The organism is Rheinheimera sp. F8 (genome assembly GCF_001518915.1).
Map to the genome: position 1 here is coordinate 2,484,036 of NZ_CP013656.1, position 22,699 is coordinate 2,506,734.

At 50.9% G+C, this 22,699-nt stretch carries 16 protein-coding genes; 6 read left to right on the top strand and 10 right to left on the bottom strand.

Going from position 1 to position 22,699, the window contains the following annotated elements; translation table 11 throughout:
• The first annotated feature begins 117 nt into the window (after positions 1 to 117).
• Together ATY27_RS11125 and ATY27_RS11130 are read left to right on the top strand one after the other, a co-directional pair.
• The gene (locus tag ATY27_RS11125; protein WP_244151274.1) at positions 118 to 1,122 is read left to right on the top strand and encodes a M14 family zinc carboxypeptidase; all 1,005 of its coding nucleotides are present in this window, start codon (positions 118 to 120) and stop codon (positions 1,120 to 1,122) included.
• Entirely contained in the window at positions 1,107 to 1,844 is a 738-nt protein-coding gene (locus ATY27_RS11130) for an alpha/beta hydrolase (RefSeq protein ID WP_208930719.1), read from the top strand. Before ATY27_RS11125 ends, ATY27_RS11130 begins: the two co-directional genes overlap by 16 nt.
• On the opposite strand, the gene ATY27_RS11135 is transcribed toward ATY27_RS11130, so the two are convergent.
• A complete protein-coding gene (locus tag ATY27_RS11135) occupies positions 1,841 to 2,527 on the bottom strand; it encodes a tRNA-uridine aminocarboxypropyltransferase (protein ID WP_244151275.1) in 687 nt (228 codons plus the stop codon). The two genes, ATY27_RS11130 and ATY27_RS11135, sit on opposite strands and share 4 nt — an antisense overlap.
• A gap of 61 nt (positions 2,528 to 2,588) precedes the next feature.
• Entirely contained in the window at positions 2,589 to 4,337 is a 1,749-nt protein-coding gene (gene aceK, locus ATY27_RS11140) for a bifunctional isocitrate dehydrogenase kinase/phosphatase (RefSeq protein ID WP_208930720.1), read from the bottom strand.
• Between the two features lie 198 nt (positions 4,338 to 4,535).
• Here aceK and ATY27_RS11145 point away from each other — a divergent pair, with 198 nt between their 5' ends.
• Positions 4,536 to 4,829, top strand: a complete 294-nt coding sequence (locus ATY27_RS11145) for a DUF1840 domain-containing protein (RefSeq protein WP_208930721.1) — start codon at positions 4,536 to 4,538, stop codon at positions 4,827 to 4,829.
• Between the two features lie 54 nt (positions 4,830 to 4,883).
• Here the strand turns inward: ATY27_RS11145 and ATY27_RS11150 are convergent, their stop codons facing one another.
• Positions 4,884 to 6,407, bottom strand: a complete 1,524-nt coding sequence (locus ATY27_RS11150) for an amidase (protein WP_208930722.1) — start codon at positions 6,405 to 6,407, stop codon at positions 4,884 to 4,886.
• Between the two features lie 301 nt (positions 6,408 to 6,708).
• Here ATY27_RS11150 and ATY27_RS11155 point away from each other — a divergent pair, with 301 nt between their 5' ends.
• Positions 6,709 to 7,428, top strand: a complete 720-nt coding sequence (locus ATY27_RS11155; RefSeq protein WP_208930723.1) for a PEP-CTERM sorting domain-containing protein — start codon at positions 6,709 to 6,711, stop codon at positions 7,426 to 7,428.
• 109 nt (positions 7,429 to 7,537) lie between these two features.
• On the opposite strand, the gene ATY27_RS11160 is transcribed toward ATY27_RS11155, so the two are convergent.
• From ATY27_RS11160 to folE2, 3 genes are all read right to left on the bottom strand, one after another.
• The gene (locus ATY27_RS11160) at positions 7,538 to 8,950 is read right to left on the bottom strand and encodes an FAD-dependent oxidoreductase (RefSeq protein WP_208930724.1); all 1,413 of its coding nucleotides are present in this window, start codon (positions 8,948 to 8,950) and stop codon (positions 7,538 to 7,540) included.
• A gap of 10 nt (positions 8,951 to 8,960) precedes the next feature.
• Entirely contained in the window at positions 8,961 to 13,436 is a 4,476-nt protein-coding gene (gene gltB / locus ATY27_RS11165) for a glutamate synthase large subunit (RefSeq protein ID WP_208930725.1), read from the bottom strand.
• A 414-nt stretch (positions 13,437 to 13,850) separates the two neighbouring features.
• Entirely contained in the window at positions 13,851 to 14,777 is a 927-nt protein-coding gene (gene folE2 / locus ATY27_RS11170; RefSeq protein WP_208930726.1) for a GTP cyclohydrolase FolE2, read from the bottom strand.
• A gap of 518 nt (positions 14,778 to 15,295) precedes the next feature.
• Between folE2 and ATY27_RS11175 the strand changes: the two genes are divergently transcribed.
• The gene (locus ATY27_RS11175; RefSeq protein ID WP_208930727.1) at positions 15,296 to 17,596 is read left to right on the top strand and encodes an ATP-binding protein; all 2,301 of its coding nucleotides are present in this window, start codon (positions 15,296 to 15,298) and stop codon (positions 17,594 to 17,596) included.
• An 88-nt stretch (positions 17,597 to 17,684) separates the two neighbouring features.
• Here ATY27_RS11175 and arcA read toward each other — a convergent pair whose 3' ends face one another.
• Together arcA and ATY27_RS11185 are read right to left on the bottom strand one after the other, a co-directional pair.
• A complete protein-coding gene (arcA, locus tag ATY27_RS11180; protein WP_208930728.1) occupies positions 17,685 to 18,392 on the bottom strand; it encodes a two-component system response regulator ArcA in 708 nt (235 codons plus the stop codon).
• A gap of 196 nt (positions 18,393 to 18,588) precedes the next feature.
• A complete protein-coding gene (locus ATY27_RS11185; RefSeq protein WP_208930729.1) occupies positions 18,589 to 20,226 on the bottom strand; it encodes an ATP-binding protein in 1,638 nt (545 codons plus the stop codon).
• 195 nt (positions 20,227 to 20,421) lie between these two features.
• Here ATY27_RS11185 and ATY27_RS11190 point away from each other — a divergent pair, with 195 nt between their 5' ends.
• Positions 20,422 to 20,820, top strand: a complete 399-nt coding sequence (locus ATY27_RS11190) for a DUF3293 domain-containing protein (protein WP_208930730.1) — start codon at positions 20,422 to 20,424, stop codon at positions 20,818 to 20,820.
• Positions 20,821 to 20,880: 60 nt separating this feature from the next.
• Here ATY27_RS11190 and ATY27_RS11195 read toward each other — a convergent pair whose 3' ends face one another.
• Positions 20,881 to 21,906, bottom strand: coding sequence for a methyltransferase (locus ATY27_RS11195; protein WP_208930731.1), 1,026 nt, complete (start codon positions 21,904 to 21,906; stop codon positions 20,881 to 20,883).
• Positions 21,906 to 22,664 carry a tRNA (guanosine(46)-N7)-methyltransferase TrmB gene (gene trmB, locus ATY27_RS11200; protein WP_208930732.1) on the bottom strand — a complete coding sequence of 253 codons (759 nt, stop codon included), beginning with the start codon at positions 22,662 to 22,664 and terminating at the stop codon, positions 21,906 to 21,908. The genes ATY27_RS11195 and trmB overlap by 1 nt, the downstream gene beginning before the upstream one ends.
• Between the last annotated feature and the right edge of the window lie 35 nt (positions 22,665 to 22,699).

Sequence of the window (22,699 nt, forward strand, 5' to 3'; positions counted from 1 at the left end):
GGTCCGCTACTGACGATAAGGCCAGCAGTGGCTTGCGGTGAAATTTCACTAAATTGCCATAAAACTGCGGCAGTGGTGCCTTATGCTGAGTTTTTATCCACTATTGCCGGAGTGGCTTTGCAAGATTCTCTGCCAGAGCTGCATCAGCTGGAATTGCTGCTACGGCATGCGCCAGCGCCCGTCAGTGCGCAGATCCTGGCGATGATCAGCGCTGCTGACCAACAATTTCCGCTTTACGCGATCTCTATCGGCAATGCAGCGCCAGACAAGCCGGTATTGTTGCTCACGGGTGGCATTCATGGGCTGGAACGGATCGGCACGCAGGTGTTGTTGGCCTATCTGGAAAGTTTGTGTAGCAGGTTGCGTTGGGACCAGCAATTTGCCGCGCTGTTCGACCGGGTCCAGCTTTATATATTGCCTTTGCTGAACCCGGGTGGAATGGCGCGGGGCTGGCGCTCTAACGCCCGGCATGTCGATTTAATGCGTAATGGCCCGCAAGACTGTGTGGAAGGTGCGGCGTTTTTAGTCGGTGGCCAACGTTACAGTAAATTTATTCCCTGGTTTCGCGGCGCTGCCGACCAGCTGGAAACAGAAAGCCGGGTGTTGTGCGATTTCGTGCAGCAACGGTTGTTCAGCGCACCGTTTTCACTGGTACTGGATTGCCATTCCGGTTTTGGTCAGACCGATCGCTTGTGGTTTCCTTACGCGAAATCCAGTACGCAGCCGATTGCCCATCTGGCGCAAATGCACCGGCTACGGGAATTATTGTTTCAGACTTATCCACATCAGAATTACATTTTTGAGCCACAGTGCCGGCATTATTTATGTCACGGTGATTTATGGGACCACCTGTTTGATCAATCTTTATTGCATAACCACCTGATGCTGCCACTGACGCTGGAAATGGGCTCCTGGAATTGGGTGCGGAAAAATCCGTTTCAGCTATTTAAAAGTCATGGTTTGTTCCATCCGGTGAAACCACACCGGGTGAAACGGGTGTTGCGCAGCCACCTGATTTTGTTCGAATTTTTGCTACAGGCGACGGCAGCTTCGGCACATTGGCTGCCCACAGTGGATAGTCGCAATGCCGTGGAGGCGAATGACTTATGGTACAGCCAGTAGTGTTGTTACGCGGCTTAGCCCGCGAGAGAGCACATTGGGGGGATTTCCCGACAACGCTGGCGCAGCAGAGCCGAAGGTTAGTTTTGTGTCAGGATCTGCCCGGGATGGGTCAGTTTCATCGGGAGCAAAGCCCGGCGGATATGGCGCGGCTGGCAGAACTGATGTTGCCCAGAATACGCCGGCAGCATCCCGGTCCCTGGCATTTGGTGGCGATGTCACTTGGAGCCATGCTCGCCGTGCAACTGGAAGCCTTAGCACCGCAACAGGTCGCATCTCTGGTATTGATAAATACCAGTGCCGGCGCGCTTACACCATTTTATCAGCGTTTACGCTGGCAACAGTATCCGAAAGTATTAAGTGCTTTTTTTGCGCCTGTGCTGCAACGGGAACGGCTGATCTTACAGTTGACCAGCCAGTACTGGCAGCCACAACAATTACTTCATGCCGTTGATATTGCCAGACACAGGCCGGTGCTGCGCCGCAATGTGCTGCGGCAACTGATGGCCGCCAGCCGGTTTAGTCTGCCAGCCAAACCACAATGCCCGATATTATTGTTAAGCGGTGGCGCGGACCAGCTGGTTCATCCGATCTGCAGCCAACGGCTGGCAGAATACTGGCAGGTGCCGCATCGGCAGCTGCCTGACGCCGGACATGATCTGGTATTGGACGCACCAGGTTGGTTACTTGGTCAGCTACTACAGTTTTATGCGAATGCAGATTAGCTCTCGTCAAAATGCAGATGCGGTTTGCCCGCCATATATTGGCGACGAAAATGCTGGAAATAACCGGTTAAATCCTGTGATGCCTGATGGTCGCCGGCCAGTTGCAGCACTTCTATGCCAACTTCAGCAGTACATAGCTGATGCAAATGCACAGCTTCGCGCAGCAAATAGCTTGAAGAGACAGTTGGATTGATGCCAAGGACCGGAAAATCATCCAGATAGGGACTTTTAGTAAACATCTTTTTAGCTTCGCGCCAGGTGCCATCCAGCATCACAAAAAGTGGCTTCTTCGTGCCTGTTTGCAGTACGGCCGGGACAGTACTGATGCAACGTTCAGCTGCGGCATATTCATGCGGGAATACCAAAATGGGGGCGTAGTCCGGCTGCTGCAGCAGTTGTAGTAATGCCGGATCCGGATTGGTGCGATCCCAGACAAAGGCATAACTGTCTGCGGCCACATCCGCAATCAACCGGCCTGTGTTGCTGGGTTTATAGCATTCACCGGTATACATCAGAAATAAAAACGCGCTACGGGCTGAAGGCGCTGGAATAGCCGCGCAGATACAATCAGCTTTCGGCAGTAGGCAACCGTCACAACGGATCACTTTGCTGCCGCGGGCATTAAAAGGTTTGGTGGTTTTAGCGAGCTCGCGCAGGCGCAGCTCCAGCACTACATTAGCCAAAATAAAATCCGGACCGCTGAAAAGGCCGGCATTTTAACGTAGTTCCGTGCTGAAGTGTGTTTTAGCTTTTCGGGTTGAATTCCTGCGGGTACAAACGGACAAACCGCTGCTGCTGCGGATAGGCGAAGACATCTTCCACTATGCCACTACGGATACGTTGCTGTTTTTGTTGCCAATAGCTGGCATCGAGCAGTTCCGGGTGCAGCGCCTGCAATAGCTCACGCAGTTCGGGCTGGGCTGTGACAAAAGTGGCGATCTGTTCCGGAAATACATCGCCCGGGTGGATTGGATACCAGGGCTCGGCACTGAGCATATCGTCCCAGTTCTGTGGCGCTGGTATAGCGCGGAAATTCATATCGAGCAAATACTGCACTTCGTCGTAGTCGTAAAACACCACGCGGCCATGACGGGTGACACCAAAGTTTTTCAGCAGCATATCGCCGGGAAAAATATTGGCGGCAATCATATCTTTCAGTGCCTGACCATAATCCTGCATCAGCCGGCGTTTTTCCTCCGGTCCGGCCTGCTCCAGCGCCAGATTCAGCGGCAACATACGGCGTTCGATATACAGATGCTTGATCACCACCAGCTCATCTTCGATCACCAGCGAGCTGGCGATGCTTTGTTGCAGCTCAGCCAGTAGTTCCGCCGAAAAGCGATTTCTCGGCAATGCAACATCAGAATATTCCAGTGTATCAGCCATCCGGCCGACCCGGTCGTGGGTTTTGACCAGGTGATAGCGGCGTTTAACGGTATCGCGACCAAAGGGTTTGGTATCGGCGAAGCGGTCGCGGATCACTTTAAACACATAAGGAAATGACGGCAGTGTAAACACCATCATCACCATGCCGCGGATACCGGGGGCCGCGACAAAAGCATCGCGGCTTTGCGCCAGATGTTGCAGCAGCTCCCGGTAGAACTCGGTTTTGCCTTGTTTATGCAGGCCGATGGAAGCATACAGCTCAGCCAGTGTCTTATGCGGCAACAGTTCTTTTAAAAAATGCACTAAGGCCGAAGGGACCGGCACATCGACCATAAAATAGGCGCGGGAAAAACCGAAGATGATGGTCATTTGCTGGGTGTCTGTGAGCAGGCTGTCGACATAAAGCCCGCGGCTGCGCTGATGGAGCAGCGGCATGATAAATGGCTGCTGGCCATCCGGACTGACCACCCGGCCCACCACATAAGCTGCTTTATTGCGATAAAACACCGATTTTAGAATATCAAAACGGATTTGATGGACCGGATGGCGGCCATGGCTGGACTGAGCCACAAAGGTTTTGACGATCAGGCGGATGTCACGGTCCAAATCTTCAAAAGGCACACCGAGACTAAAACCGCTCAGAATACGGCGCAGACACTGGCGCAAGCCATCTTGTGCCGGAAAATAACTGTCATAGACCGAGGCCACCGGCGCCGGCAATTGCTGTTTGCTTAAGGTTGATTCAACAAAAATATTCTGATTATGGAAATATTGCCGGTCGAACAGCTGGCAAAACACCGAGTTATAAAAGGTTTCTGCCAGTTCAGCCTGCGGGTGGAATTGCAGGTAAACCAGATAATGCTGTTTCACTTGCTGCCACAAGGCTTTATCCAGACAATGGACCGGTAATTCCTGTTGTAGCACGGCGATAGTTTCGCTGACTCTGGTGTCGTAATAAGAGATGCGTTCGGCATTGTCGGTTAAAAAACCGCTCCAGTCGGCGGCAGCGAATCTTTGTTGCGCATTGGCGGTAATTTGCTGAAACAACCGGAAATGGCGGCGAAAACCACGCATGATGATGTCGGCGATATGCTGAGCTTGTGGCATAGAATATTTAGAGTTAATGCTCAATTTATTGGTTATACCTTGTTCGGTTCAGGCTGTAAATCGAACTTTAGTGCACTGTTCAGAGGTCTGTTTTGCCGGGCAATCAGAGACGCTTGAGCTACGCGGCCGGAGCAGAGTATAGTGTCGGTCCCGCCCGTTTCGTTGTTTGAGCTATCAGTGTCAGAGGAGTGCAAACAAATGCTAGTCACTTTCCACAGCAAAGATCATTACCCTATCACTATGTTTGGCGAGCCGGCATTACAGCTCATTCAGCTGATGGGCGCGCAGCCAAAAGTGCCGGGCGCATTTTATGCCGACGATGTACCGCAGGCATTGTGGCAGTTGCAGGAAGCATTGGAAGATGTGACTGACGCGCCAATGCCGCAGCAACCCGGGGAAGAGCCGGCTGTTGGCCTGAAACAAAGGGCTGTGCCTTTATTGGCTATGCTCAAAGCTGCAGTGAAAGCACAGCATAGTATTCATTGGGATTGATTAAAACGGGGCCAGAAGCCAGCTAAAACTGCTGGCTTCTATGGCATAGCAGTCTTACAGGCTGGTGCGGTACGTCGGCGCCGCAGCCGGACCGCGTTGTTGTTCCAGCGCATGCGCCAGGCCAATTATGCGCGCTTCCTGCCATGGTTTTCCGATGATACTGACGCCGAGCGGCAGATGACCGTCAAAGCCTGCCGGCAAGGTTAAAGATGGATAACCGGAAATGGCCGCTGCACTGGCCGAGCCGAAGTTATATTGATCGCCTTTAACGTGGTCAATGGCCCAGGCGGGACCGGTCGCTGGCACAATCACTAAAGCATCATTGGTCAAATCTTCATCTAATAAAGCCGCAGCCAGCTGTTGCGAGCGCTGACGGGCTTGTTGATAGGCTGCTTTTTGTTTCTCAAGGTCGATGGCTTCCGCCTGTTCTAAATATTGCTGACCAAAAAATGCTAAAGCGCTTTTGCCTTGTTGTTGGTTAAAGGCAATGATGCTTTTAATGTCTGTTGCGGCAGGCGGCGCTTTGAAATCCTGCAACCACTGATTTAAATCGCGTTTGTATTCATAAACCAAGACGTTAAATTCATCCTGGTACACAGAATCTGCCAACTGCCAGGTCTGACGTTCTTTCACCGTTACCCCTAAAGCGGTCAGCTGCTGTTTCAGCTCGTCCAGCATCTTGCCGACCGCCGGATAATCTTTGTCATAGTGCCGCACTAACACCACTTGCTTCACCGACTGCTGCGCGATGGCTGCATTCAGGTCGCCATAACGTTGTTGTGCTTGCGGTGTGGCGATGACCTGTAACAAAGCTGCAGCATCGGCGACGTTGCGTGTCATTGGGCCTGCCGTATCCTGTGAGCTGGCGATAGGGATAATACCGTGGCCAGATACAGCGCCGTGCGTCGGTTTGATGCCGACAATATTGTTAATCGCGGCAGGGCAGGTAATAGAGCCGTCGGTTTCAGTGCCGATGGCCAATAAAGTTAAATCCGCTGCGACAGCAGCACCTGAGCCTGAACTGGAACCACAGGGGCTTTGGCTCAATACATAAGGGTTTTTAGTTTGGCCGCCCAGCGCGGACCAGCCACTGGCTGAGCCCTCACCACGAAAGTTTGCCCATTCTGATAAATTGGTTTTGCCAAGGATCACAACGCCAGCCTCGCGTAGTTGCCGGACTAAGCTGGCGTCCTGACTGGTTTTAAAGTCTTTCAGCACCAGGGCCCCGGCCGTAGTTGGCAATTGGTCTGCCGTGGCGATGTTGGCTTTGAGTACAACAGGGATGCCATGTAGCGGGCCGCGAACTTTTCCTGCTTTCCTTTCGGCATCCAGTATTCTGGCCTGTGTCAGTGCTGTAGGATCCATATCGGTCATGGCATGCAGGGCAGGGCCTTGTTTATCCATCGTGGCGATTTGATTCAGATAATAGCGTGTCAGAGCTTCTGAACTGAGTTTGCCTTGCTGTTGCAATTGCTGAGCTTGTGACAATGATAATCGTGCCAGTTCAGCGCTTTGTGCAGAAAAGGCCAGGGCTGTGGCAACTGTCATAACGAGCGATGATAAACGAATCAAAGACATATCAATCTCCTGTGCTAGGTTCTTACCCTAACACGCCAAAATTGAATTCACAAAAAAATTACATTTCAACAGTGACAGAGTTGCAGCAGATGTTGTGTTATTTTTTCTATGCGCAACTAAACGTTGTTTTCAAAATTATTCTGTTTACAAAACGAATTTCTTTGTCTGATATTTTTACAAGTTGCTAAAACAGGTTCAGCTAATTATTGGTTAACTATATGAGTTAAATAGTTAAATTGCGATGGCACAATTTCTGCTTATTGAACCTCGCTTTAATAACCAATGACAAGGAACTTTAATCGTGAAATCTAAGTTATTCGCAGCTGCACTGCTGTTAGCCGCTTCTTCTGCCCAAGCCACTATTGCAACTGTGTTTGAAGGGATCCCAACAGGTTCTGCAAAATTCAACACCACAGTCATCAACGCCGGCGGTACTGTTAAAACTGACATTTGGACCGATCTGATGGGTGGTCCAGTCGTTGATCGCGGCGATTACACTATCTCGCGCACCGATGGTGGTTCGGTATGGTTTGGTAGCTACGGCACTATGTCTGGTGACGTCATGAGCATCGACCCGTATGGTTCATCTCGTGATGCTCTAGGTTCAAAAGTAAGTGGTATTACTTTCACTTTTGACAATCCAATCAATTCATTTGGTTTTGAAGTAGGTGACTGGGCGACTTGCTGTCACGAACCAACGACTGACTTATACATCTCGTTTGACAATGGCGCACCAATTCTGGTTGCTTCAGCTTCTCAATATGGCGATGGTCTGTTTAAAAATAGATTCGGCGATTTAGTCCATGAGATCTTTGTTGCTGCATTTGATGACAGTGGATCGTTCTCTAAAGTCCAATTCTGGGGTAACGGTTTTGGTGAAGTACTGGTCGCCGGTGGCATGGTGAAATATGCCCTGATCGACGAAGGCAGCCTGCCACCAACTCCTGGCGTTCCGGCACCAGCTTCTGCTGCACTGCTGGGCTTAGGTTTACTGGCTCTGCGTTTACGCAAACGTGCTTAATTTGCACAGCTAAGAAAAAACCCGGCTTGCCGGGTTTTTTTATGTCCATGGAAGGACGGTACGCCGAAAATGCAGGAGCAATTTTCGGCGATGTCGAGCCTACAGTCTTTTAAACTGCCAGATAATCCAGAATACCTTCGGCGGCTTTGCGGCCTTGCGCGATCGCTGTGACGACTAAGTCAGAGCCACGCACCATATCACCACCGGCAAAAATCTTCTGTTGGCTGGTTTGCAGCGGAAACAGACTGTCTTCTGCCGCCACAACCCGGCCTTTGCTATCAAGCGCAACGCCTTGATCAGCCAGCCATTTTGGCGGGCTTGGCTGGAAACCAAATGCCACGATCACCGCATCCGCGTCCAGCACCTGTTCTGAACCTGCGACCGGCTCTGGTGAGCGGCGGCCTTTCGCATCCGGCGCACCCAAAGCAGTCGTCACCACGTTCACACCGACGGCTTCACCTTGGGCATTCACTTCAATCCCCAGCGGTTGCAGGTTAAACATGAACTCGACGCCTTCTTCACGCGCATTCTGTACTTCACGACGCGAACCCGGCATGTTGGCTTCGTCACGACGATAAGCACAAATCACTTTGCTGGCGCCCTGACGAATAGCTGTACGCACACAGTCCATCGCGGTATCACCACCACCCAGTACCACGACTTTTTTGCCTTTTAAATCGACAAACGGATGTTCAGTAGTCCAGTTGTGCAGATTGTTCACATTGCCGATTAAATACGGCAGTGCTTCATACACACCCGGCGCGTTTTCATTGGCAAGGCCACCTTGCATCGGTGTGTAAGTGCCAAGCGCCAGGAACACCGCATCATACTGTTCCAGCAGACTGTCAAAGCTGACTTCGACACCCACAGTAGTATTGAGGCGAAACTCAATGCCCATTTCCGTGAAGATCTCGCGGCGCAGTTTCAGTACGTCTTTTTCCAGCTTAAATGGCGGAATACCAAAGGTCAGCAGGCCGCCGATTTCCGGATATTTATCAAACACCACTGGAGTCACGCCGTTACGGACCAGTACGTCGGCACAAGCCAGGCCTGCCGGGCCTGCGCCAATCACCGCCACCTTTTTGTCGGTTTTCACCACGGCGGATAAATCTGGCCGCCAGCCCATCTGGAAGGCTTTGTCGGTGATGTACTTCTCGATAGAGCCGATAGTGACAGCGCCAAACCCCTCGTTGAGCGTGCAGGCGCCTTCACAAAGCCGGTCCTGCGGACAAACGCGGCCACAAACTTCCGGTAGCGAGTTGGTTTTGTGAGCCAGTTCCGCCGCTTCAACAATGCGACCGTCATTGGCGAGCTTCAGCCACTGCGGGATATAGTTATGCACCGGGCATTTCCATTCACAATATGGATTGCCGCAGTCCAAACAGCGATCTGCCTGACCAGCCGCCTGGGTGTCGGTCATCGGCTGATAAATTTCAACAAACTCAATAGTGCGGGCATCCAGCGATTTTTTCGGTGGGTCGACCCGCTTTACATCGATAAACTGATAAACGTTCTGAGCCATAGGTTCCTCCTTACATCGCCTGAACCCGCAGCTCGGCGGACGAGCGGGCACGGTGGCCCAGCAGGGTATTAACGTCGCTGGTTTTTGGTTTTACCAGCTTAAATTTACTTAAACAGCTCTGGAACGACGACAAGATCTGATGCGCGCGTTCGGAGCCTGTGGCTTCAAAATGTTGATGGATCAGGCTACGCAAATGTTCCTGCAGAATAGGTGTACTAATCTCCAGACTTTCGACCAGCTCGCTGTTCACACGCAAGTCGAGGTCGTTTTGCTCGTCATACAGATAAGCGAAACCACCGGTCATACCCGCGCCAAAGTTCACGCCAGTCTGCCCCAGCACTACAACCACACCGCCGGTCATATATTCACAGCAGTTGTCACCAGTGCCTTCAATCACCGCAATAGCGCCGGAGTTACGCACGGCAAAACGTTCGCCAGCGCGGCCCGCCGCATATAAACGGCCGCCGGTTGCGCCATACAGGCAAGTGTTGCCGACGATAGCGGCGTTGTCTTTGGCGAAGCTGCAGCCTTTAGGTGGATACACCGCCAGTTGCCCGCCAGTCATGCCTTTCCCGACATAGTCGTTGGCATCACCTTGCAGTGACAGATGCAAACCACCGGCGTTCCAGACGCCGAAGCTCTGGCCCGCAGTGCCGTTAAACTGCACTTCAATCGGCTCAGTCGCCATGCCCTGATTGCCGTGGGTGCGGGCAATTAAACCGGATAACTTGGCACCAACCGAACGGTCCGTATTGCGGATCGCCAGATTGAGCCGGCCACCGGTTTTATACTTAACCATGTCGGCGCAGCGTTCCACTAACAACTGGTTCAGCGGGCCATTGTCGAACGGGTCGTTGCTTTGCATGCAATGCAGTGATTTATCTGAACGGACACCGCTCGCCAGCAAAATCGGCGTTAAATCAAGCTTGGCCTGACGCGTAGTTTCCCCCGGTTTGACGCTGAGTAAATCAGTGCGGCCAATGAGGTCAGTCAGTTCGGTGACGCCCAGTTCAGCCATCAGTTCGCGCACTTCCTGCGAGATAAACTTAAAGTAGTTCATCACCATTTCCGGTAAACCGTTGAAATGATCGCGGCGTAACGTGGCATCTTGCGTTGCGACGCCGGTAGCGCAGTTATTCAGGTGGCAAATCCGCAGAAATTTACAGCCAAGCGCCACCATAGGTCCGGTACCAAAACCAAAGCTTTCGGCGCCTAAAATGGCAGCTTTGACCACGTCCAGACCAGTTTTCAGACCACCGTCCACCTGTAACCGCACGCGGTCACGCAGGCCGTTTTCAACTAAAGCCTGATGCACTTCGGCAAGGCCCAGCTCCCACGGGCTACCGGCATATTTAACCGAAGTCAGCGGGCTGGCGCCGGTGCCACCGTCATAGCCGGATACTGTAATGAGATCGGCATAAGCTTTAGCCACACCAGTCGCGATAGTACCGACACCTGGTTCTGACACCAGTTTGACCGAAATAAGCGCCTGTGGATTAACTTGTTTTAAGTCGAAAATCAGCTGCGACAAATCTTCAATCGAATAAATATCGTGATGCGGCGGAGGGGAGATCAGCGTCACGCCCGGCACTGAATAACGCAGCCGCGCTATTTCAGCTGTGACTTTTTCACCCGGCAACTGACCACCTTCACCAGGTTTGGCGCCCTGTGCCACTTTAATCTGGATAACTTCTGCATTGACCAGATAATGCGGCGTTACACCGAAGCGGCCAGAAGCCACTTGTTTGATTTTACTGTTCTTTTCAGTACCAAAGCGGCGTGGATCTTCACCACCTTCACCCGAGTTAGAACGACCACCTAACCGGTTCATCGCAATAGCTAACGCTTCATGCGCTTCCGGGCTCAAGGCGCCAATCGACATCGCCGCACTGTCAAAACGCGGATACAGCCGTTCTGGCGGCGCGACTTTATCCAGCGCAACCGGAGTCGCTTTGGTCTTATCGAGGGCAAACAAATCGCGGATGTGCGCAACCGGGCGGGTGTTCACCACATCACGATAGACTTTGTAGTCCTCGTAATCGCCGCTACGTACCGCTTTTTGTAAGGTCTGTACCACATCCGGGTTATAGGCGTGGTATTCGCCGTCATGCACATACTTCAGCAAACCACCGTGTGTCAGCGGCTTACGTTTTAGCCATGCCGTATTGGCGCGAACCAGTACATCGGCTTCAAAATCAGTGAAATCAGCACCACCTAAACGCGAAGGCACGTCCGGGAAGCACAGCTGCATCACGTTTTTATTGATCCCGACTGCTTCAAACAGGTTCGAACAGCGGTAACTGGCCACTGTGGAGATACCCATTTTCGACATGATCTTATACAGACCTTTGTTGATGCCTTTGCGGTAATTCAACACGGCCTGACGGGCGGTCAGGTTGATATTGCCTTTTTCCACCAGCTGTTCGATGGTCTCGTAGGCCAGGAACGGATAAATCCCGGTGGCGCCTAAACCGACCAGCACCGCGAAATGATGCGGGTCACGGGCGCCGGCGGTTTCAATAATGATGTTGGAATCACAGCGCAGCTGGTTGTCGACGAGGGCATGATGCACGGCGCCAACACCCATGGCTGCCGGTACCGGCACAAAACCTTGCTGGATTTTGCGGTCGGTCAGGATCACCAGCACCACATTGTCTTCACGCACGACGGACACTGCTTCAGCGGCAATGCGGCGCAGCGCATTTTCCAGACCTTCTTCCGGTGCATAGTTCAGCGAGATAATGTGATGTTTATAGAAGTTCTGATCTGCGGTTTTCAGCTGTTTCAGATCGGAATACATCATCACCGGCGATTCAAACTGAATACGACGGGCATAGCCTGCTGTTTCACTGAACACATTGTGTTCGCGGCCAATACTGGTCGCCAGCGACATCACATGCGCTTCACGCAATGGATCTATTGGCGGGTTAGTGACCTGGGCAAATTGCTGACGGAAATAATCGTAGAAAGTGCGTGGTTTACGCGACAGCACCGCCATCGGCGTATCGTCGCCCATAGAGCCAACCGCTTCCTGACCGTCTTTGGCCAGCACTGTGATGACCTGGTCAATTTCTTCATAGCTGTAGTTAAACAGCTTATGCAGCACCAGCATTTCGTCATCAGAGAATACACGTTTACCGATGAGGTCAGTTTCAAACTTCTCGTACGGCACCAGGCGCTGCACGTTCTGGTTCAGCCAATGCCGGTACGGGTGACGCGCTTTTAAGTCGGCGTCGATTTCGTCGGAGCGCCAGATGGTACCGGTTTGAGTATCGATCGCCAGCATCTCGCCCGGGCCCACGCGGCCTTTTTCCAGCACTTCATCTGCAGTGTAATCCCAGATCCCGACTTCAGAAGCCAGCGTAATTAACTTGTCTTTGGTGATAACAAAACGGGCAGGGCGCAAGCCGTTACGATCCAGATTACAGGCGACATGCTGACCATTGGTCAGCACGATACCGGCCGGACCGTCCCACGGCTCCATATGCATCGAGTTGAATTCATAAAAGGCTTTTAAGTCGTCGTCCATCACCTTATTGCCTTGCCATGCCGGCGGCACCAGCAAGCGCATGGCGCGGAACAAGTCCATGCCACCGGCTAAAAACAACTCCAGCATATTATCCAGCGAGCTGGAATCTGAGCCTTTGGTGCTGACATAAGGTGCTGCCTGCGACATATCCGGGATGAGTGGCGAGGCAAACTTGTATTGCCGGGCCCGCGCCCACTGCCGGTTGCCGGTGATGGTATTGATTTCACCGTTATGTGCCAGGAAACGGAATGGCTGAGCTAAGGCCCAGCGTGGCATGGTGTTGGTTGAGAAGCGCTGGTGGAACACGCAAATCGCCGTTTCCATGCGGATATCCGCTAAGTCCAGATAAAATCCCGGCAAATCAGCCGGCATCATCAGGCCTTTAAATACGGTGACCAGACTGGAAAAACTCGGAATATAAAAATCGCTGTCATCCGGCAATTGCTCGGCGACCAGCTTTTCGGCGCGACGACGCAGCATATATAAGCGGCGTTCCAGGTCGTGGTCACCCCAGCCTGGCTGGGCACTGACAAACACCTGCATAATTTTCGGCATTGAACTGACCGCAATAGGTCCCAGCACTGCGGCATCGGTAGGCACTTCGCGCCAGCCGACCAGTGTTAAGGTCTCGCGGGTAATTTCAGCTTCAATAATGGATTTGGCCAGCTCTGCTTTAATCGGGTCCTGACTTAAAAAAATCATCCCGACGCCATATTTTTTGCCCAGCACCCAGTTATTCTCCGCGGCAATAGCGCGGAAAAAACTATCAGGTTTCTGCATCAGCAGACCGCAACCGTCACCGGTTTTGCCGTCTGCTGAAATGCCACCGCGATGCTGCATCCGGGCCAGACCGCTGATTGCAGTTCTGACGATCCGGTGACTTGCCACCCCTTCAAGATGGGTGATCAGACCAAAGCCACAGTTTTCTCTGGCCTGGCTGTGGTGATACAACGCCATGACACACTCCCTCCAACCTGTCCTGCATAAATAAAAATGTAAAAATAGTGAATTTATATTCTTTTAATTTTGGTTTTTACGTGTGAAAGAAAATAACGGTCGTACTTTCAAGGGTCAATGGCTGTTAGAGTTTTTATTCTAGTGGGGTCTGGACGTCTGAACGTAAAGACCTGCTATCAGATATACCGATTTTTGCTGGAAATTGCAAGATGACTTTTGGCGGAACGCCGGTACTTCATCGCATCTGTATTGGCGGTTGAAATGTAATAAAATTACAGAAATAGACATTTTTAACCGGTTAATGCCTGAGGATAGATAAAAAAAAAGCTGCCACTGGCAGCTTTTTGTTGGTTTTTAGTCGCTGATATATGCGGTAAATATGCGCGCTATTCAGCAGGGTGATAGTCGGCCGGTTCAGGCGCGATAACCACCTTGCAAACCTTTGACGGTCACGGCAACTGCATCGTGTGCATGCAGCGATTCATAATGATTCACCCGCAGCCAGAAGTCTTCAAACTCAGTCAAACCATTTAAGGCATGTTTCAGCCGGCGCGCGGCGTCTTCACAGAACATCAGGTTTTGACCGTTTAAGCGGGCAAATTCCTGTTCGTCAGCGCGTTTGACTGCTGCCTGCACAGGTGTTTTCAGTGCATCTTCAATCGCATCAATCAGTGCCACAATCGGAAACTCGGTTACATTGTGTTGCAGTTTCACTTTAACTTCAGCAACTGAGCGCTGGCTGTGTGGTGTTGCGACAATGCCTTGCGTCGTGCCAAGCCAATCGACGACTAATTCGCTGCTGATTTGCTGCTGACCGGCAAAACGGGTGACAAAAGCTTCCTGGATCAGCTGACGCGCCAATGCGGCAGAACAAGGACATGTCGAGGAATAAGGCACATTAACCTTCAGTTCCACCTGCAACTGCTTTTCTACCACCTGACCGGTGATTGTCACCGGATAGGCTTTCCAGCCTTGTTTTTCGGTGATGAGGGCTTTGCGGCGTAAATGCAGATCAAAATCAAACTTCACAAAAGCCTGATCGCTTAAATCTTCATGGGTAGTAATAAAAGTGTCGAGCAGGTTACACAAGGTGGCATGGCTCAGGCTGGACTCACGGGACAATTCGTCCAGCGCCAGGTACAGCCGCGACATGTGAATACCTTTAGCTTTCGGGTCGGCCAGGTTGACGAATGCTTCGACTTTGGCGCTGACCTGACGCGGGGCTTCACCGTGTAACGCCAGCATCAATGGCACTTCAATATGGCTCATGCCAACCCAGTCTAAAGTGCCCTCAGTGGTGGCACATGATTGGTTGGCTACATCTGGCATCGCTATCGGCATGAAATCTCCGGGACTGTCTGTTGCGACTACTTCAGCACGCTTTGTCTGTAAAAAGGCCGGCATTCTATCAAGCTTCACACATTTGTCTTATGAAAAATTTGCAAAGGTGCCATCCATTTTTTCGTTCGATCTGCGTACCGGATTCGGATTTACTCTGTCATAAGCTGCTATGTGGGGGCGGCTCTGGCAGAAACAAGAATAAATACCTGATAAAATTAGTCGGGTATTTTACCCCTTTCCTTTACGCACTGACAAGCAAGCCGGATCAGCGGCTTCTGCTGTGGCCAGAGTTGCAATAGTGCGATTGCACCGATATTTGCTGGGCAATAATCGGCCAGGTCCATGATCTGCAATTGGCAAAGAAGTCAGGACAAGATAATCTAACCGGGACAAAACAGGGCTGCACTATTAATAGTTCAGCCAGATTTTATCCTGCTTTTTTATCGGTCAGACGCGGTACGCTGTGACTGAACCTGTTGCGATTTAGTCCTGCAGTTGCAGGGAGAGGTACAAACTGCATGAGTCAATACCGGATCCATCCCTGGGTCAGTCAGCTGGCGCTGGTGCTGAAGCAGTGGGGCTGGTTGCAGTTATTCAGTCTGACGACTCTGCTGATCATTGTCGCATCAGGCCTGATCGCATTAGCGTTTAGTCTGACGCTGCATAACCGGGTTGACTGGGAATTTATCAGCGGTGCGGTGTTATTTGCTGTAGTGGCAGCGCCGCCTCTGGTGTCAGCCTGCCTTTATCTGATTAAACACCTCGACGCCACTTTATTTTATCTGCAGGACTCTGCCCGGCAGGAAAAACGCCTGAACGAAAACCTGCAGGAGAATATCCGTCAGCTGAACTTCGAAATTGAAGAGCGGAAAAAAGCCTTTCAGGCCAAACGCCAGGCGGTGGATGAACTGCGCAAAGAAATTACCGAGCGCAAAAAGACCCAGCTATTAGTCGAAGAACAAAGCTTACTGATGAAGTCGATCGTCGACAGCTCGCCGGATTTGTTTTATTACCGTGACGAAACCGGCCGATTCGCCAGCTGCAATAAAATGTTCGAACGGATGATAGGCAAAAGCTCGAGCGAGCTGATTGGCCATTATCCGTCGGAGATTTACGCGCCGGATATGGCGCCGGCGGCAATACTGACCGACCACGAAGTGTCGGTGAATCAGGCCGAGCTGACACTGGATGTGGAATACAACACACCGGATGGCCAGTTAATGTGGTTTGAAATGCGTAAGGTGCCGTTTTTCGATCGCCAGGGCAGATACATCGGGTTACTTGGCTTTGGTCGTGATATCACGTCGAGGAAAATGGCAGAGCAGGCACTGGAACGCGCTTATCAGGATAAAGGTAAGTTTATCGCGACATTAAGCCATGAACTTCGTACGCCGCTAAATGGTATTGTAGGGCTGACCCGGCGCTTGCTGGAAACCCGTTTAACGAACGAGCAGCGCAGCTGGGCCAATACCATTTTCAGCAGTGCCGAAACACTCGGCAATATCTTTAATGACATCATCGACTTAGACAAAATCGACCGGCAGGATTTGGACATCCTGTATCAAAGCACCGATATAGCTCAGTTTATTCTTGATATCGCCAACTTTGCCGAACTGATTTGTCAGCAAAAAGGCCTGGCGTTTAAGTTACAACAAGTCGGCGAACTGCATGGTTACCTGAAGATGGACCCGACACGGGTGCGGCAGGTGTTGTGGAATTTACTCAGTAATGCGGTGAAGTTCACGGCGCGTGGCGAAATCAGTTTGTATGCTGAATTGTGCGGGCAAGAGCTGATTTTTGTCGTCAGCGATACCGGCATTGGTATTTCACTGCATGAACAACAGCGCATCTTTGATATGTATTACAAATCCAGCGACGGCCGGCGTCTGAGTATTGTTGGCTCCGGCATTGGTTTGTCGGTGTCCAAAGCGCTGGTGGAGGCCATGGGTGGCCATGTGACTGTGCAAAGCCAGATGAATCAGGGCAGCCATTTCACAGTCCGGTTACCAACTGAAGTACAGCGGGCTCCTGAATTGAACCAACTGTTGGTTTGCCCGGAACTGACTGTTTTGCTGGTGGAAGACGTCCCACTGAATGCTGAAATCGCCACTAATTTACTGGAACAACGTGGCCATACTGTGGTGCATGCTGAAACCGGCGAAGATGCGCTGGCATTGCTGGAAACAGAAGATGATATCGATTTGGTGCTGCTCGATATGCAATTGCCGGACATGAATGGTGACCAAATCGCGCGCTTTATGCAGCAAGAACCGCATCTGGCGCAAATTCCGATTGTCGTGTTAAGCGCCAATGTGCGTAAAGCCGAGCAACAGCTTGAAGGCATCAGCATCGCCGGTGCTTTAGCCAAACCAATCAATACCAATAAACTGGACCAGGTGCTGGCCAGATTATTCTCGCCGAGCGCCTCGCGGCAGCAGCAAATTCAGGAACAGGACGATAAAGAGCCGCAGGATACTGTGCTTGATACCAATACGTTGCAGGATTATCTGCAATCGCTGGGCAAAGGCCCGATGCAGCGCAGTATGCAACTGTTTCAGCAATTAGTGCCTGGTTACGTCAATAAAATGGTTGAAGCCGCCACTATGCAGCAATTGCAGGAATTTCAGGATGCAGCGCACAAGCTTAAAGGCGCCGCAGCATCGGTTGGTTTATTGTGGGTACAGCAACAGGCGAAGCAGTTAGAGCAGCTTGAAGAACCGAACTGGACTGCCGTACAACGTCAGTTAATTGAATTCCACCTGACCATTGATGCGCACCTGCAGTTGCTTGACGAGTATCTCTGTGCTTATGAGGGCTAGGTGATAAACCGCATGATGGAACGCAATGTTCAGCTGTCGGAAATAAAAACGGCGACCAAAGTCGCCGTTGTTGTTTTTGCAGACTGAATTATTTCTCAATCTTGCCGACGAAGCGGTAGCCTTCGCCGTGGATAGTGCTGATCAGTTCCGGGCTATCGATGTCCGATTCGAAATGCTTACGAATGCGGCGGATAGTCACGTCAACGGTCCGGTCGTTTGGACGCAGATCACGGCCTGTCATGTGGCGGATTAACTGTTCACGGGTGAAGATTTTACCCGGTGTATCCAGCATCAGACGCAGCGCGCGGTATTCGCCTTTTGGCAGACGGCGTGACACACCTTTTGGTGATGTCAGGTTGCGGCTGTTTTCGTCCAGCGTCCAGCCATTAAACTTCACGACGCTCTTATGTTCTTCGACCACAGGCTGAGCCACAGTGCGGCTTAACAGATTGCGGGCGCGAATAGTCAGTTCACGTGGGTTAAATGGTTTGGTCAGGTAGTCATCGGCGCCAATTTCCAGACCCAGAATGCGATCAACTTCGCTGTCGCGGCCGGTCAGGAAAATTAAACCGATATTTTCTTTCTGGCGTAATTCACGCGCCAGAATTAAGCCATTTTTCCCTGGCAGATTAATGTCCATAACGATCAGATTGACAGCATTGTCGGTCAGTTGCTGATGCATCTCTTCACCATTAATGGCTTCGAGGACATCATAGCCTTCGCCTTCGAACAACTGGACCAGGTTTAAACGGGTTACTTCCTCGTCTTCAACGATCAAAATCACCGGCGTCTGCATGGAGATAAACCTTATGTTAACTATGTTGGATTTTCGCGCGAGTCGAAACTGGTCAAATGACAAGCGGTTGTCATTTTTTTTGCAATTATAGCTTTGGGTCCAATTGTTAACAAGTGATTTTGTTAACAATTAGAATTTGCTTAATTATGTGGGGTTGCACCAAAAATATTCTTTTTAAAACAGGTGCTTATGAATTTCAAACCGTGGAGGCTGCGCTACTTTTGACGATAACCGGAAAATCAAACAGGATATCGACACCTTCACCCAACGAACTTTCCAGACTTATTTTGCCGTTTAGTGCCTGGGTCACCAGGTTATAAACCAGGTGCATGCCAAGGCCGCTGCCGCCTTCACCACGTTTTGTTGTGACGAAGGGGTCGAAGATGCGTTTTTTGATATGTTCAGGCACGCCAGAGCCGTTGTCTTTGTAGCGGATCTGACAGCGGTTTTGTTCAAATTTAACCGTGATGCTGATCGTGCCGTGATCGGTGTGTTCAAAGGCGTGGATCAGGCTATTCATAATCAGGTTAATCAGGATCTGATTGATCGGGCCAGGTTTGCTGTCGATCTCAAGCTGTGGATCACACTCGACCAGCACCTGATGCTGAGTCTTTTTCAGATTAGGACGCAGCGACAACAAGACTTCATTCATCAGCTGCAACATATTAAATTGTCTGCGGTTTTCGTTTGATTGGTCCACCGCAACCTGCTTGAAGCTGCGGATCAGACTGGCGGCGCGTTCCAGATTCCGATAGATGATGCCGAGATTTTCTTTGCTTTCACTTAAGAATTTCGACAGCTGGTTCGACGTCAGTTTTTTATCATCAAAGGCTTTTTGGATGTCAGTCAGTTTGTCCTGCATCAGCGTCGAAGCCGTTACACCGAGTCCAATCGGCGTATTTACTTCATGCGCAACGCCGGCCACCATCTGGCCAAGACTGGCCATTTTTTCGGTTTCAACAATCTGATTCTGGTACTGATGCAGTGTCTCGAGCGTGTTTAACAGATCTTGATTCGAACTTTTTAGCGCGACAGTCCGTTCATTGATTTTTGCTTCAAGACCTTGGTTTAACTGGCGAATTTCCTGTTCTGCCTGTTGCAGTTTATTGATTTGCTGTTCAATGCGTTCGAGCATGTTGTTGACGGCGCGACCGAGCATTTGCAGCTCTTCAATGTCGGTGACAGGCATTCTGACCGAATAGTTTTTTTCTTTGGTTACTTTTTGCACAGTTGTTAGCAATGTTTCAATCGGCGCGGTAAACCGGCGCTGTAGCATGCGGCTGATAAAATAAGCGCAAAGCAAAGCAATGACGGCGATCAGCAAATCAAACAAAACCCGGCTTTGTATATATTTACCAAGCTCTTCCATGCTGGCGCGAATGTAGATATAACCAAGTTTTTTCCCTTCAAACTCAACAACTTTGCTGATTTCGACTATGTCGCCTTCAAACTGTGGCTGCTGAAGTTTTTCAACTTTGCTGAATTGCGTAGGGTGGGGGCCGACGTCACGTCTGTTATAACTGGAAAAAAAACTAAGCTCGCCGGTTTCAGCTGTTAATTTGTAGATATGAATGTTGTGCAAAATTTCAACAGCAGCAAAAGATTTCAACCGGTTTTCTTCGATCTCCGGATCATCATATAAAATGCCGGCAACGGAGTTAAATGCGATGATGTTGGCGTAGGCGTGCAGCTGATCTATCAGCTTTTTCTTTTGAAAACTGATGTCCTGCAGCGTGGAAATAGTCAGCGATGCCAGCAGAGTGACACTGCAGATCAGCATCACAACCCAGCTCAGTGCTGCTTTGATAGATGTCGTACGTAATAAGGAATTCATGTATCCGTTCACAGCCCCTTACAACATTCCCACCAGGCATTGCTCCGACATCTGATTGATTTGGCGGAGACTTTCGCGTTTGAGATAGCGCTGACTGATGTTATGCACTTTCAGGTAATTAAGCAAACGACCTGACAAAATTCTTTGGCTGAGTTATAGTCAGCGCCGACATGCAATTGCTGACAGGAGCCCTTGATGGATCTGTGGGAAAGCTATAAAACCAGCGTGTTTTTGTGTCACCAGCCTTTGGGCGACCAAATCAATTTCGCCATCATCAGCGCGCAAAATCCTTTTGGTGATTTAAAGCATCATCAGTTGAATCTGACTTTAGACTGTCAATTTGAAACCCGTTTAAATGCTGCACATTTACCTCATCGCCGACTGATTGGCGCTTCACCGGATTTATCATTTCAGGAACATAGCTGGGCAGTGTTATGTGACAAAGCCACAGCAGTTGAACTGGCGCGGAAATTTTGCCAGAACGCCATTTATTGGGTCGAAGCCGGTGAGCTGTATCTGGTGCCGGCCTTGTTTAAAAATCACGAAGAATATCTTGGCACTTACCAAAGCCGGCAGATCTATCTGGCGGACTGATGTTCAGCTGTAAAAAAGGCGCCTGAGGCGCCTTTTTCTGTTGACCAGTTTTTATGCTAATCAGCCGGCAAACTTACTGTAATACACAACAAAGCCCTGTTGGCGCGCCAGTTCTTTGACATTGCCAAAGGCTGCCTGCAGCCACTGGGCATAAGGCAGATGGGCGTTAGCGACCAGCGTCAGCGTGCCGCCCGTGGTTAAATGTTGCTTACATTGGCTGATAAATAACTCTGCTACCGACAAATCGGTTTTTAAACCGGTATGAAATGGCGGGTTACTGACAATGTGCTGGAACTTCGGCAAGTTTGCAGTCAGGCCGTCCTGACACAAAGTGGTGCCCTGCAATTGATTCAGCTGCAGCGTAGCTTGGGCCGATGCGACAGCGAGCGCGCAGATATCAGTGGCATACAGTTCCAGCGCTGGCTGTTGCAGCTTCAGCAAGGCGCCGATGATGCCAGCGCCACAGGCAAAATCCAGTACCTTGCCAGCCTGCACATGACCAAGATTTTTTAATAACAGTGCAGTGCCAGCATCCAGTTTTCCGTGATTAAACACGCCGGGAAGCGAGCAAAACTGCAGCTGTTGGCTGTTGGAGCCAACCTGCGCTGTCAGCGTGAACCGGCCAAAATCCTGTTTTGGCAACGGCTTATCAAACAGCCCGTTTAATACAAACCACAGACAATGTTTAGCATTATCAAGCTTATGCGCATGTAACCCGAGCTTTTCGGCATGGGCGACCAGGCTTTTAATCCCGCCTTTGTTATCACCAACCAGATACACCAGCGTGTCGGCGTTGATCACAGGCGCCAGTTCAGCCAGCGTAAACGCCAGCTGCTCTTTGCTTTTTGGATAAAACAACACCACAGTGTCGAATTGTTCCTTGCAGTCCAGCCGGGCGGAAAAAAAGCAGTTGCGGGCACGGTCAAAAGCTTTAGCGACAGCCGCGTTGGTGCAATACACACTGAAATCGACGGCGGCGGCCTGAAGTTCCTGCGCCAGATCATCAGCCATTGGCTCGACCAGCAGCACTTTGCCCTGTAAATCATTGCGGTTGCGCAGCACCAGCTGGCTTTGTGGGAACAACATCAGGATTGCCGCTCAAACATCAGATCCCACACGCCATGGCCAAGTTTCACGCCACGGTTTTCGAATTTAGTTAATGGCCGGTGATCAGGTCTTGGTACGTACTGCTGATCTTCCGCCTGATTGCGGTAACCATCGGCAGCCATCATCACTTCCAGCATATGTTCCGCGTAGTTTTCCCAATCGGTCGCCAGATGGAACACACCGCCGATCTTCAGTTTTTGCCGCAACATCTGAACAAAATCCGGCTGCACAATACGGCGTTTATGGTGGCGTTTTTTATGCCACGGGTCCGGGAAGAATAATTGAATAGTGTCTAATGACGCATCCGGAATGCAGTCACGCAGCACTTCTACCGCATCATGTTCGAACAAACGCAGGTTTTGCACCGCTTCAGTTTCGGCTTCACCCAAACAGGCGCCGACGCCAGGTTTGTGCACTTCGATGCCGATGAAATCCATCTGTGGCGCCGCTTTGGCCATCGACACCAGCGATTTACCCATGCCAAAACCGATCTCCAGCACTAAAGGTGCTTTACGACCAAAAACCTGTTCTAAATCATAGAGCTCTGCCTGATATTCCAGCCCCATCGTTGGCCAGAACAGTTCAAGGCTGCGTTGCTGACCTTTGGTCAAGCGGCCTTCACGCAGGACAAAACTGCGGATCCGACGCAGATATTTCGGCTCTTCAGCCGATGTTGCTGCATCCGGCAGATCCGGTTGCGCTAAAACTGACTGGTCGGGATTGGCTTGCTGACTCATCGGGAACTCCGCTTAAAAAAGGCCGCATATTATGC